Here is a 12,578-nt window from a genome sequence, read left to right as displayed (position 1 = left end):
GCGTGCTCACGCTCGGGCCGGGCGGACTCGGACAATGGTTTTCTGAGGAGCGGTTCGATTAGTGCGAGATATAATTCACACCATGTGACACCATCATGACAGGCCTAGGTGCCTAGGTAGCTGGACAAGGAGGCTGCCACTCCCGTAGGTTAAGTCTCGGAATCGGAGCTGAAAGGTGGCCGAATGAAATTTGTAATTGTCATGCTGGATGGTCTTCGTCCTGACCAGCTAGACGAAGCAGTTACGCCCAATCTCGCCGAGCTGTCCAAAATCGGCCTTCGACTTGCCCGCCATACCTCATCTTTTCCCAGTGAGACGCGGGTTTCATCGGCCGCGCTGGCCACGGGCGGACATAGCTCGGCGCATGGAATCATCGGCAACCGCTTTGTGGCGAACGGTCGGTCGATCGACGGATCTTCGCTCTCGGCGCTCCTGACACTCCGCAGCGAAAGCGGTGGCGTCCTCACCGCCACGACGATCGGCGAAGTCTTGGCGGCTCATGGAAAGGCGATGTTGTCGATCGGATCTCAGTCACAGGGCTCTTTTGGACTTTCCAGCTGGGGGAGTTGGCAGGCGGGGGCGCCGGCGTTCTGGGTCCATGACCCGTCAATGTTCGGTGGCAACGCTGCCGTTCGCCGGATTGCGCCGTCGTTTCCGATGCTCCCTCCCGACGAGCGACCGGCGCGTGCGACCATTGAACGCGTCGTCGATCTCTTCTTCTCGTTCCTGAAGAAAGAAACACTTCCGGAGGTCAGCCTGCTCTGGCTTTCCGAGCCGGACATTACATATCACATGTTCGGACTTCAGCATCCTAGAGCGCGTGAGGTGCTCCACGAGGTCGATCGCCAGTTTGGGCGTATTTTCGCTTGGTGGAACGAGAAAGGAGAGCGGGAAGGAGTACAGCTTATTGCTGCATCCGATCACGGACACGCCATCATTGGAGAAAAAGTCTCCGTATTGAAACACCTGCAGCGGTCGGGTTTCAAGGTCGGATACGAACTCACGCCCGACGTAGACGCTGCAATAACCGCTCAACGCGTTGTCAACCTTTGGGCCCGGGACAGAGAGGGTCATCTTCTGACAGAGCTGTATCACGCCATGTGCGAGGAGCCATGGTTTGGCGTTGCTTTCTCACGTCAGGCTCCCGATGGCTCTCCACTTATCGCGAGCACCCTTTTGCTTTCGGCTGTCATGGCCGACCACGAACGAAGTGCAGACCTGTCGTTTGTTCTCGCCGATTGCGGCGCGGCTAATCGGAGCGGTTCGCCCGACGCCGTGTACTACGATGGGACCTATCCAATCGGCGTTGGTATGCACGGAGGGCTTTCGGCGCACGAGCTGTCTTCATTATGCATCGTTGCTGGTAATGCCTTTAGAAGCGGAGTTGTTGCTGCCCCAACCAGCATCGTTGATCTGGTACCAACGATCCTTTCCAGCTTGGGACTGCCGCTACCGTCGACGGTGCACGGCCGTATCATCGATGAAGCTTTGCAAGATTGCGAGGACAGAGGCCCGTATGATGTCGAAGATGCGAGCGTCTCAATTGCCTCTTCAGCGCGCCGGTCAACTGTCTTCCGGGACCTTTACCGCCAACGTCTTTATCTGAGGGGGGCGGCCGTAACACGGCTGGCGCAGGTTAAGAATGATAAACCTGGCGCTAATCCGCGCAATTGAAAGCCTGAATTACGGACCATCGACCTATGTATCAAGGAAAGCGCTGGGAGTTTGTTCGGTCGAACATCGAAGAAGCCATTGCCTCGAGCCGATTTCGGCCAGGCGAAAAACTTCCGAACGACGTAGAGCTTGCTCTCGAATATGGTGTCAACCGGCACACCGTAAGATACGCCATTCGGGCCCTCGAGCAGGAGGGACTGCTCCGCGTCGAGCAGGGGAGGGGCACTTTCGTTGTCGAACATCCAACAGCCTATCTGCTCTCCCCACAAACCCGGCTGACCGATAATCTCATCTCGCAAGGCCGCTTGGCGCGTCGTAAGATCCTCTCTGCTGCAACGATAAAGGCAGACGAGCGGCTCGCCCGCCATCTCGACTTGCAAGCTCAAGACGATGTGCTGCGCATCGACACGCTGAGCTATCAGGACGAGATCCCAATCGTCATAGCGCATAGCTATTTTCCAGCGAAACGCACTCCCGGACTGCTGGACAAATTCTCTGGCGCCAACTCGATCTCGACAGCTCTCAGGCGCATTGGAATTGATGACTACGCGCAACAATGGGTGACGATAAGTGCACGTCTGCCCTCCGCGCAGGAGGCGCGCCTCCTTGAAATGTCGACATCAGCGCCGGTCTTCGTCAAAGAGAGCCTTGATTGCTCCGGCCGTATTCCGATCAAATTTGGCGAGAATGTACTTTGCGCACCGAGAATCAGCTTCAGGTTCGACTTTAAAGAGATGAGTTCCGCAGAGCAGTCGCCTGCAGGAAAGCCTCGATCCGGAAAAGCGCAAGCGACCAAATCGAAGTCACCTGCCTCTTTCAAGGTCTAGGTCCTATCCATTCCTGCGGTCAAAGCGGCTAGGCGCGAAAATAATTGTTTCGCTACCACCATTGCTTATGGCTGTGTGTTTCACGCGTCATGCCCGGACGAGCCGCTCGCGTTTTGCTGAGGCACTAGGGGGCCGCGTTGGTCGCGACCCCTTCAAGCTTGCGGATCTTGGCATTGTAACGCGGCCAGTGTCAGCGGCCGCGGCGCATGTCGTGAAGAGGCGCCGCGTCAAACCTTCCGTGATCCTGGGCCGTTGGATCAAACGTCGGCTTTTGCGAAGATGCGCTGGGCGGTACGCAGATCTTCCGCATCATCGATTTCGTACCACCGCAGATCGTCGCATCTCACCGCAGCAAGCAGCAGGCCTTGTCTTTCCACGAGATAGGAAAGAAGTTCCTCCGTATAGGCCTGGGTAGCTCCGGCCTTGATCATATTGTCTAGGGCCGGAACCACCTCTGTCCGCAGAGTAGACGCGGACAGACGTAACAGATTCATCGTCTTGTAAAGAGGCGGGCCATCCGTGATGAGATTTCTCGCTGTTTGTTTCAGGCGAAATTCTGAAATGAAGCCAAGATCCGACAACAGGACCGCTGACCCCTGCATCAGCTCATCGAAGGGAGCGACAGCAGCCGCGTCGGGCGCTTTACTGATGAGCAGCCGCCGCAATACATTTTCCTCGAAGAAGACGTCGCCCTCAAGAAGGAAGTGGTCCCCGGAAACGAGCGTGTCACGCGCCAGCCAGAGCGAATAGGCGCTCCCAGTACGGTCGTAAACGGGGGATTCGACGTATTTGATTGCAACGCCACCAAACCGACTGCCGCAAGCTTCTTGGATCGCCTCTTTGCGATACCCGACAACAATCGTCACCTGTTCCACGCCGACACGCCCAAGGGTATGTAGCGCGTTGTGCAGGATGGGAGTGCCATGGATTCGGACTAGAGGTTTCGGGTTTAGATCCGTTAGAGGCCGCAGTCGAGTGCCCACTCCAGCGGCGAGAATGAGAGCATGCTTGGGAGCATTCAGCGGCATTTCATTCGCCTTCTTGATCCCGAGCGTCGCTCCGCAACCATCGTGAACGCCTCTGTTCAGTATTACGTGCCGCCGACTTGTCCGACCATCCCCGATATTGAAGGAGGTAGGTGCAAATTGTCATCAACGCACACACCTGCACCAGCCGGTGTGTGAGCTACCTTAAGTGGCAGGGACAGATGTTTAGCCATGTCCGAGCTGTCCAGGATGTTAGTTCGCGGCATCGGTGACACTGGAGCGAGACCGACGAGAGGCGAGGGGAGCATCGGCTTTTGAATTAAGGAAGCTTTGGGTGATAGACTCTGGTCACCGTCGACTAGCGGGGCTGCAGATATTGCTTTTCTGCCACGGCGAGTTCGTCATACCTCAGGAGCTCGAATATCTCGCTCAGCGGTGCGATATGAGTTTCAATGCTCGCAACGCTCTCTTGAGCTGCGATGCTATCGCAGATGCGCCGCATTGCAGCTGCCGCAGCCCGCATGGAGTGATTGGCCCAGACGACTGTGGAGATGCGCGCATCACGATAGGCAGAGACTGGCGTCCGAAAGTACGTTGTCGGAACGATCACGACAGGCAGCCGGTTCCGCCACTCGGCGACGAACGAAAGCATCTCGTCCGCGGTACTCTTTCGCGAGTGAATCAAGATTGCATCGGCTCCCGCGTCGGCATAAGCGTGAGCACGCAAGGTAGCTTCGTTCAACCCGTGCCCGGCGATCAGCGCTTCGATCCTGGCCACGAGAACCAAATTGTCGGCGACTGTATCCTTTACAGCCCGCAGACGACCGGAGAATTCATCGATATCGGCGAGCGGATGCCGCTCACCAATGAGCGAGTTCAGCTTCGGAAAGCAGCTGTCCTCAAGCGAGATGCCGGCGGCGCCCGCCTGACGAAGTTTGCGTGCGAGGAGGCGAGCATTGTTGAAATTACCGAAGCCGCCATCCCCGTCAACGAGCACAGGGAGCTCTGTCGAGTCCACGATGCGTTCTACGCTCTGGACGAGCTGGGTCCATGAGGCTTCATTGGCATCGCGATAGCCGAGCGAGCTGGCAATCGACAAACCAGAGGCCCAGAGCCCCTTGAATCCTGAGCGCTGGGCGATCGTGGCAGACAGGCCATCATGCGCTTCCATCAGAAACGAGAGCTCATCATTCGAGCAGACCTGGGCCCGAAGCATTTCGACAGGCGACTGGCGTGCACATTGACGGCCCGCCATAGGCCGAACGGCTTGTGGTTGATGCCTCATGCCTAAATCCTGCAAGCCGATCCTCGATTGGCGTCCACGTCACCGTTCTTATCTTTTTGGGGGAATGCCGATCAATGACCAGCATTGGTAGTTTTTTGAAACGCGCAGATTTGCATAATTGCGTCGGGGTGGCGCAAAACACAAGCGTTCGCTATTGGGGCCCCTAAAGGCTGGAAAGAGGGGCCTTGGTTACAAATGGATGACCTGGGTTCGCGAGCCTGGTCCTACAGCCCCTAGGGAAAAGTTTCCGACGTCTTGAAGGGGAGGAGGGCTTAGCGAAAGGGTGATATCCGGCTCACATAGAGTTGGACACAACATCGACAGCCACGATTGTCGTAATGCTGATGTCGTGTGTACGACACATGTCGTAAGCCCATCGACAGGGCTGTAGTGGGATGGCGGTTTCGCGCGAATGTCGCGGCAATCCCGAAGAATTCGTCCTGCCTCACCGATGCTTGCTGGCCGCCACTGAGTGGCATGGCACTTGCTGATGCCTCTCCTGTTCTCTCGAGTCCAGGAGAAATTCATGGCGGATGAGAAAGAGGTTGTGCTGTCGGAGCGGGAAAGACAGTGTTTGCGGTGGGTCGAGGAAGGGAAGTCATCCTGGGCTATCGGCGTCATTCTGAAAGTGAGCGAGAACACCGTCAACTTTCATATCAAGAATGCGATGCGAAAGCTGGAAACGTCCAGCCGGACTCAGTGCGTCGTCAAGGCGCGACGTTACCGTCTTATTGAGTAACGGCCGGGGTTGCGTTGCCGTTCATACAGATCTAGCCAAATGTAAGGGGCGACTGTGGCTTGCTCCGGCGGAATGCGAAGCGAATGGCGCGGCCGCGGCCGCAGAGCCATAATATAGGCGCTGTTACTATGAACCGGGGCGTGCTTCTATTTCGTCGCCGATTGTCAGGGGCTGCGTGGACCATTAGGCGAGGTGAGATCGCAGGAGCATGACGCTCTTGTAAGCTCGACGGCCGGTCGGACCTCTAGGTTAACCTTGTGATCGGTCCGTCCCCCAGCTGCGGCTGCGGCGGTTGTATGCGTGGCGCAAATTGAAGAGAGGTGATCGTAGCGGCTTACGTACTGAAGTCGTGGTCGTTCGGAAAGGCGGCGTAGACGGCTTGGGCCGGACACGAAGAGGGCAATGATAGTCCGTGAACCCATTTCCGAAACCGTGCTGCTGGTAGACGTTTCATCAAATTCTAGCGCTCTGCGCGCTCAACGATGTGCGCGCGATTCTCACGACGCGTAGCTAGCTTGATGAACGACCTTTCCGCGAACACACAGTGCGACTGCTGCGTTCTTTGATGTGGCGGATTCGAGATAAGCTGAAATTGTTTGCGGCGGACGGCGTGATCCCGGTGTTTCCCGAAAGGCGGGCGACTCCGAAGTCGATGTGGCTGAGTTGGGCCACGACTAGAGGGCGTCATTCATGATTTGGAGAATTGGCAGTACCGGGACGGCCGCCTCATCGGGCATCCGAATACGAGGTAGACACCTGCAGAGAAGCTTCCTTCAAGGTGCCGCGGCCCACTACCTTGGCTCTATGAGGTTGTGCCCCTGCGCGGTGCTCCGGCTCGTTGACTGCAAGCGCTGCCGAATCTGGCGAGCTTTTTCCTTGCGAAACAGACGAAGTCACGTCGTCAACTCTGTACGTTGACTGATCACGTCGATGAGACCACGGCTCGTGCGCCGTTCCAAACCAGGCGGATCAGGATCGTTTAAGCTGGACCATAGCTCCTCAATTGCTGCTGATGTCCAGCTTCACTTCGCCAATTTGTTGCGCAGAATAACTAGACCTGATGCTTGTTCCTTTGTTGATTGTTTGCTTACTCCCAAGGCGTGTTGCGACATAGGCCGTTTGTTGGGCATTGTTTTACTCTCCTCGTCTCAAGCGCAATCCTCTAGGCGATGCGCTGCTCTTTGTCGTGATGATACCCGTCGACAAGTCTGCCCCATGACGCCAGCCAGAAGGAGCAACCTCATATGCGAAGAAAAGTAGCATCGCCGCGTCCGGGTCTTTGCCAGTGAAGATCAAAAACGTTGGCGCTATCTGGCAGGCGGCCTCCGACACGCTGTGAGGTTCGCTTGGCAACCCAATGTCGGTAACCGAACATGGTCGTGCAGCCCCGAATGGCTGTAACTTGCGACTCTTTAGCCGGCACGCAGCTTGCGTTGAACGACCCGCGACATAGCCCAGCTGCGCAATGTCATGCGCTTGCGTGCTTTCTACCGCTTCTGCTTGACGCGCCAGGGCCCGCAAGCCTGGCCGCGTGACCTCAGCCGGAGCAAGAAGACATCCCTCCTCCACACCGCGCTGCTTTCGATTGGCTGCTTCACCTCCAGGCGCTTTCACAGGAGCGAACGGATGCAGTGCTAACTGGTGACCCATTCCTTTGGCTCGAGGAGATCAAAGCGGCAGCCGCAGTGGTTTGGGCTCGCGCCGAGAACGAGCTTGAGAAAGCATGTCAGGTAGCTTCAATGCAGGCATGCGTGGATTGATAATCCTGCTTCAGGCTATTGAACAACAGGGCGCTCGTGACTTCCTTTGCGGAGGGTCGCCGTGCATACCACCCTTAGCCAGTCGACTGGCTGCTGATCACGCTGCGCGCGGACCACGCCAGCAGCCCTATGATGCCTGTCCATATCGTACCGTCTGATACGATCCGCTTCCATGACATGCCCCTGTTCATACGCTGAGGAGGATACCTCCGGTGTGGTCGGCTTGATGTCTGCGTTGAGGAGGATTCGAGGCGCGCAACGCGACCACGAATCGGCGCGCAATGTTGAGCTCATATGCATTCTCCGGGTCGTGGGGACGACAAGTACGGAGCCTGTTAACGACGCACGCTCCTACCATCCTGGTCAAACATTCAAGCTGCAATTTCGTTTGCTCCCATAGTGGGAGTCGTCCGCATTGTTTGTGCCGCCGGCCTCTGGATGAGCGCGACATGTTCGAGGCTCCGCAGCTGTTTTGTAACCGGTCGCGCGCGGCGAGTGAAGCGAAGGTCAAAACGTCATCTGGGCAAAAACTTTGAGGCGAAGTGTCGTCGACGTCAGGATTGTTGTCGCTTGCACGATGCGGCTGCAGCTAGACCACGCGATAAGAAAAAGAGCACGTGACCTGCGCAGTGACGCTGGATTCTCTTACCGACCGTCTTGATGGCCGGAAGACTCTTCGCTAGATCACAACGGTTCACTATGGAGATGCCGCCGTGGCAATGGGTATTGTGAAGTGGTTCAACTCGACCAAAGGTTATGGGTTCATCAGGCCTGAGGACGGAAGTCCCGATGTCTTCGTGCACATCAGTGCCGTGGAAAAGGCCGGTTACACCACCCTCGAAGAGGGGGCCCGGGTAAGTTATCAGCTCAAGGCCGGGCGTTCGGGTAAGATGTCAGCCGAGGATCTGCGGGTTGGCTGATCTGACCCACTCCGGAAACTCCTCTCTGCAAAGCGTGTTCTCGCACCTGTCCGGCGATGCCTTGTCACGGCGCGCCGGGCGTTCGGCCTTTCGACCGTCTCTTCTAGGCATGGGGCTGTCTCGCAAACCGCTTGAGAGCCTCGATCGCCTGAAGCCAGTTGACCAATCGCTGTAGCCAGAGTTACAGGTGTTCCCAGCAAGATCGTAGTGCCGGTGTGGCAACATTTCGGCCAGCTGCCACAACGCTCTCAAGCCGTACGCTCGTGAACACGCCGGGAAGTGCACGTCGCGCATGCCTCGAGCGCATGAAACCATTGGCAGAACACGGGCGGATCTCGGCGGACTTTGTGTTTCGCGATGCTCTTGGCTGGGAAATACCCAAGACGGGCGGCAATTCCTGTCTGCACTCGAACGTAGACCAGGACGGCACCGCTACTCCGGCAACTTTTTGCGAGAAGCTGACGGGCTTCGCCCCTGGCTGAAAGAAAAACGGCCAATTGTTGCATCTGGTCTTGCCCCTGGGGCGCTACTATTGTCCTCAAGCAGTTCAGACCACTGGCCGGTAGCGTTGCGGACATTCGGCGGCGTACCGGAGGAAGTGCTGATGGACAATCTACGCCCGCTCGTGGTGCGCGACGACGTGGTGAGCCGGTCGGTTCAATTTAAGACGAGCTCATCGCTTCGCGAAGCACTGGGGCCTTCCGTCTTGCACCTGCGCACGGCAGCGGGCGCGCACGAAGGGGAAGACGGAGAATGGCGTCGAGTAGCTGAAGAAGAACGCGACCGCGGCGCGGCGAGCTGTAGACCTCAAGATGCTTTAAGGTCGAATGATGGTGACAGCTTCTCGCTGGACTGAGCGTGTAGATGCGACCCTCAGGAGACCAGCCTTCTCGTCTATGGTCATCGCTTCGAGCTCGCAGGCCTCGCCTATTAGCGCACAGAGATCTTTGGTGAATTCCTATCCGGCTGAACACAACAGGCTGTTCGAACCCGTTCGAGACCGCGGTGCTGCTACCCCAAATTGCCGGAGGGTTCTGTGCGCCTCGATCGCGGCTGGCGCAGCCGTGCATGCAAAATCGTCAACGACGGGCCGGTCCAGCCAGGGACACCACTGATTCGGAAAGTTCATTCTGAACCCTCGGTCAACCAAAGCTTGGAGGTGTCGGAAAGCGAAGGTCGTCAAAATCTTTCTCAATCATTAATGGAGATCATTTCGAACGATAGAACAGCACGCGTGCGGCTGGTATCAGCTGGAGTAGAATATCATAGTCGCCGACATTCGCAGTCAGGACGAGCAGGCCGAGCTTTTGCCCCTGCAGGAACAGCACGCAATCCTGAAGCGCGCGCAACTTGCCGTCCCTTTCATATCCCTGGAGGCGGCAGAGGATCCCTGATAGCAGCGCGGCTCGTCCCAACACGTCTATGTCCGGCGCAAAGATCCGATGCGGCGGCATCGCCTTGATCTGCTTCCCGATCACATCGACGACAGAAGCGGTTCGCGCGTCGGAAGGATTGAGCGCGCCGACCGTGTGCATCAATTCCTGGATCGCGACAGTCGAATGATTGACTTGTCGCTGCGTGATCAGGTCGTCCAGGATCGGAGGCGAACGATCTTGCATTTGATCAATATAGACGCAGGTATCGAGCAGTAGCCCCTGTCCGGCGGTCAGGCCGACGCTGACGAACGGAAGTTCATCGTCGCTGCGCCGTGCCAGCGTGTTTCCCGGATCGAACCGCGCCCAACGTCGCGCCGCGTCAAAGTCGAATTCCGCCACGTTAGAAACCGAGCTTTAACGCTGGGTCGACCTTGCCCCGAGACTTCTTGAACGCTTCTGCGAAGTTGTCCTCGAGTGCGACCGTCGCCAACGCAAACTCGATCAACTCCGTATCCGCCTCGATGCCCGTCTGGTGCTTGGCCTGCCGGACCAAGGCAGGACTCACCCGGCCACCGATGCGGCTGCCTTTTTCACTCAAAAGGCCAGATCGTTCCGCCGCCAGCATGACCGCTTCAAATCGTGCCTTGCTCCCGACAAGCCCGCTGGTCGCTAATTCACGCTTAAAGCTTTTTATCAGTACCGAGCCACCCTTGGATGCAGCTCTTCTCCGTTTGGCCCGGCGGGGCGTGGGCTTGCTAGCCGATCTTTTTGCCATAGAACTTTACCCGTTTGTCGAACAAAAACGGAATTTGTCTAACATAGTCCGTTTGCTGCTTCGACTTCAAGGCGTCTGATTGCTATGCCGGCCTCAAGGCCCAAGCGGACTATCAGTGGAAGGAGTTGTTGGCCGCAACTGCGCTGTCGGTGCTGCTCGTCGTCAGTGCAGAGTTGAACTCGCGCGCGGACAAGGAGGAAGGCTCCGCGATCTGGTTCAGCTGGCAATCAGGGGCACGCCCGATCACCTAGCGCCTCATGTTTTGACACGGTTTCGCCGCAGCGAGATCGTCCCCTATATCGCCATCCGCTGCCGGTTCGCGAGCCGCACAGGATCGCCGGAATCGTGCTGAGGCCGCAGCGCCGCTCGCCGGCGAACGGACGCTAAGGACCTGCTTCGCTCGACGGGGATGAGGGCGATTTCCCTGCCGATCGTGTCGATCTCTCTAATAACCCAGTTAATATTGGGAGCAGGTTTCCCGATCGGGAACTTTCTGGATCGCTCAGGCTCGCTTTTTGAGTAAAGTTCCCGATCGGTAACTTTTAGCCCTTCGATTTAATAACACACTGAAAGTTCCCGCTCGGTAACTTTAGGACGAGAAAGCTATGAACACGCCTCCAAAGAGCGCTCCCCTCTCAGGCGAAAATGAGGCTCCTGGCGAGACGGGTGTCGCGCGCCAAGCGGCCGAGTTTGCTGCAGCATTCGGTCGCATCATCCAGGAAGAACGCAAACGCCAGGGCCTCCGGCAGGACGAGCTGGCCATGGTGAGCGGGACAGGAAAGCGCTTCATCGTCGACCTCGAGGCCGGAAAAAGCACCTGTCAGCTCGGGCGAAGCCTGCACGTGGCAAACGTGCTCGGACTGCGCATCGAGGATGTTCTCAAGGATGCCCAAGCCCGCCGGGCCAACACTTCCGAGACACCGGACATTCCCGACAGCGACGAGGAGGACCCTCATGGACCGTCTTCCGGTCTACTTTGAGACGCGAGAGGTCGGCTGGATCATGGCCGCCGATGAAGCGTCAGGCTTCACCTATGCCGAATCCTGGCGCGGGCTGACCGGTGCCTTCCCTGTGTCGCTCACCATGCCGCTCTCGCGGGCGTCGCACGATGCCTCGGCAATTCTGCCATGGGCGGCAAATCTGCTGCCGGAGAACCCAACTCTCGGGACCGTAGGTCATATGCTCGGCAAGTCGCCGGCCGATGTCATCGGTCTTCTTGCCGAGATGGGCCGCGACACCGCCGGCGCGCTCTCCGTCGGACAACCTGGCACCGGGCTGATCGCCGGCAAATGGCGAGAGATCCCCGACAAGGCCTCGCTCGAGCGCATTCTCAATGAGCTACCCCACAAGCCCTTCCTCGTCGGCGAGGATGGCGTGTCGATGTCGCTTGCCGGTGTGCAGACGAAGCTCGCCGTCGCTCTGGAGGGCGACACCCTGTACATACCGATCGACGGCGCGCCATCGACCCACATCATCAAGCCCGATGGCGAGCGCTTGCCTGGCGCCGTCCAGAACGAGGCATTCTGCCTGACACTCGCGCGCATGATCGGAATCCCGACGCCGAAGGTGACGACCGGGACGGCAGGCGAACGTAGCTACCTGCTGGTTGAGCGCTATGACCGCCGTCATGAGGGCAAGAGGTGGCGGCGGCTGCATCAGGAGGACTTCTGCCAAGCCCTGGGCCGACCGCCAGCTGCCAAGTACCAGAACAACGATAGAGGCCTAAAAGGACCATCATTGGCCGACATGCTCGGCGTGCCCCAGCGCCATATGACAGCACAGCAGACCGCCCGCTTCGTCAATCTTGCCATCTTCAATCCGATGGTGTGGAACGCGGATTCACACGCCAAAAATTACTCGCTGATGCTATCGGCGCGCGGCGCCGCCATGGCGCCAGGCTACGACATCGTCTGCGCGGCGCCATATCCGAAGATCACCGTATCCCTCCATTGAGGGCCGCCTTGTTTGACGGGCGCGATGGCTGCAGGTCCTAGGGGTAATCCTAGGAGAAGCGCTATGACGATTTCGAGGGCGGAGGTGATCACATCGGTCGAGCGGCGGCGCCGGTGGTCGCAAGACGAGAAGGAGCGGCTTGTTGCGGCGTCGCTCGCGCCCGGCGCCAGCGTTTCCGAGGTAGCTCGCCTGGCCGGACTTCATGTGAGCCAGCTGTTCAGGTGGCGCAAGGAGCTTTGCAGGCACGGCGAAGCGAGCATAGCTCCGTTTGTTCCGGTCGAGA

At 58.0% G+C, this 12,578-nt stretch carries 13 protein-coding genes; 9 read left to right on the top strand and 4 right to left on the bottom strand.

The annotated features are described in order from the left end of the window. Positions 1-183 precede the first annotated feature (183 nt). Both E4K64_RS37050 and phnF read left to right on the top strand, forming a co-directional pair. Positions 184-1,674: an alkaline phosphatase family protein gene (locus tag E4K64_RS37050; RefSeq protein ID WP_126261393.1), complete on the top strand. Its 1,491-nt coding sequence runs from the start codon at positions 184-186 to the stop codon at positions 1,672-1,674. 26 nt (positions 1,675-1,700) lie between these two features. Beyond that, positions 1,701-2,501: a phosphonate metabolism transcriptional regulator PhnF gene (phnF, locus tag E4K64_RS37045; protein ID WP_126261392.1), complete on the top strand. Its 801-nt coding sequence runs from the start codon at positions 1,701-1,703 to the stop codon at positions 2,499-2,501. Positions 2,502-2,758: 257 nt separating this feature from the next. On the opposite strand, the gene E4K64_RS37040 is transcribed toward phnF, so the two are convergent. Beyond that, a complete protein-coding gene (locus tag E4K64_RS37040; protein WP_135167518.1) occupies positions 2,759-3,529 on the bottom strand; it encodes a phosphocholine cytidylyltransferase family protein in 771 nt (256 codons plus the stop codon). 316 nt (positions 3,530-3,845) lie between these two features. Beyond that, positions 3,846-4,703, bottom strand: coding sequence for a phosphoenolpyruvate mutase (gene aepX, locus E4K64_RS37035; RefSeq protein ID WP_126261428.1), 858 nt, complete (start codon positions 4,701-4,703; stop codon positions 3,846-3,848). A gap of 595 nt (positions 4,704-5,298) precedes the next feature. Here aepX and E4K64_RS37030 point away from each other — a divergent pair. From E4K64_RS37030 to E4K64_RS37020, 3 genes are all read left to right on the top strand, one after another. Beyond that, on the top strand, positions 5,299-5,511 hold the full coding sequence (locus E4K64_RS37030) for a response regulator transcription factor (RefSeq protein ID WP_027562785.1): 213 nt from the start codon (positions 5,299-5,301) through the stop codon (positions 5,509-5,511). Positions 5,512-7,984: 2,473 nt separating this feature from the next. After that, positions 7,985-8,191 (top strand): cold-shock protein, encoded by a 207-nt coding sequence (locus E4K64_RS37025; RefSeq protein WP_122406874.1) that lies wholly within the window; start codon positions 7,985-7,987, stop codon positions 8,189-8,191. Between the two features lie 604 nt (positions 8,192-8,795). After that, entirely contained in the window at positions 8,796-9,047 is a 252-nt protein-coding gene (locus E4K64_RS37020) for a hypothetical protein (protein ID WP_126261390.1), read from the top strand. 352 nt (positions 9,048-9,399) lie between these two features. Here the strand turns inward: E4K64_RS37020 and E4K64_RS37015 are convergent, their stop codons facing one another. Next, entirely contained in the window at positions 9,400-9,966 is a 567-nt protein-coding gene (locus E4K64_RS37015) for a type II toxin-antitoxin system VapC family toxin (protein WP_126261389.1), read from the bottom strand. 1 nt (position 9,967) lies between these two features. Beyond that, on the bottom strand, positions 9,968-10,192 hold the full coding sequence (locus E4K64_RS37010; protein ID WP_126261388.1) for a hypothetical protein: 225 nt from the start codon (positions 10,190-10,192) through the stop codon (positions 9,968-9,970). Positions 10,193-10,470: 278 nt separating this feature from the next. Here E4K64_RS37010 and E4K64_RS41695 point away from each other — a divergent pair, with 278 nt between their 5' ends. From E4K64_RS41695 to E4K64_RS36995, 4 genes are all read left to right on the top strand, one after another. Next, a complete protein-coding gene (locus E4K64_RS41695; protein WP_283810178.1) occupies positions 10,471-10,593 on the top strand; it encodes a hypothetical protein in 123 nt (40 codons plus the stop codon). A gap of 354 nt (positions 10,594-10,947) precedes the next feature. Beyond that, complete coding sequence (locus tag E4K64_RS37005; RefSeq protein WP_126261387.1) at positions 10,948-11,322, top strand: helix-turn-helix domain-containing protein; 375 nt, start codon at positions 10,948-10,950, stop codon at positions 11,320-11,322. Beyond that, on the top strand, positions 11,297-12,295 hold the full coding sequence (locus E4K64_RS37000) for a HipA domain-containing protein (protein ID WP_164719053.1): 999 nt from the start codon (positions 11,297-11,299) through the stop codon (positions 12,293-12,295). Before E4K64_RS37005 ends, E4K64_RS37000 begins: the two co-directional genes overlap by 26 nt. A 63-nt stretch (positions 12,296-12,358) precedes the next feature. Beyond that, the coding region (locus E4K64_RS36995) for a transposase (RefSeq protein WP_167767822.1) at positions 12,359-12,578 on the top strand (220 nt) is incomplete at its 3' end.

This window comes from Bradyrhizobium frederickii (assembly GCF_004570865.1).
Classification (GTDB): domain Bacteria; phylum Pseudomonadota; class Alphaproteobacteria; order Rhizobiales; family Xanthobacteraceae; genus Bradyrhizobium; species Bradyrhizobium frederickii.
The sequence above is the reverse complement of the archived record's forward strand: the minus strand, read 5'-3'. Positions and strand labels throughout refer to the sequence as shown.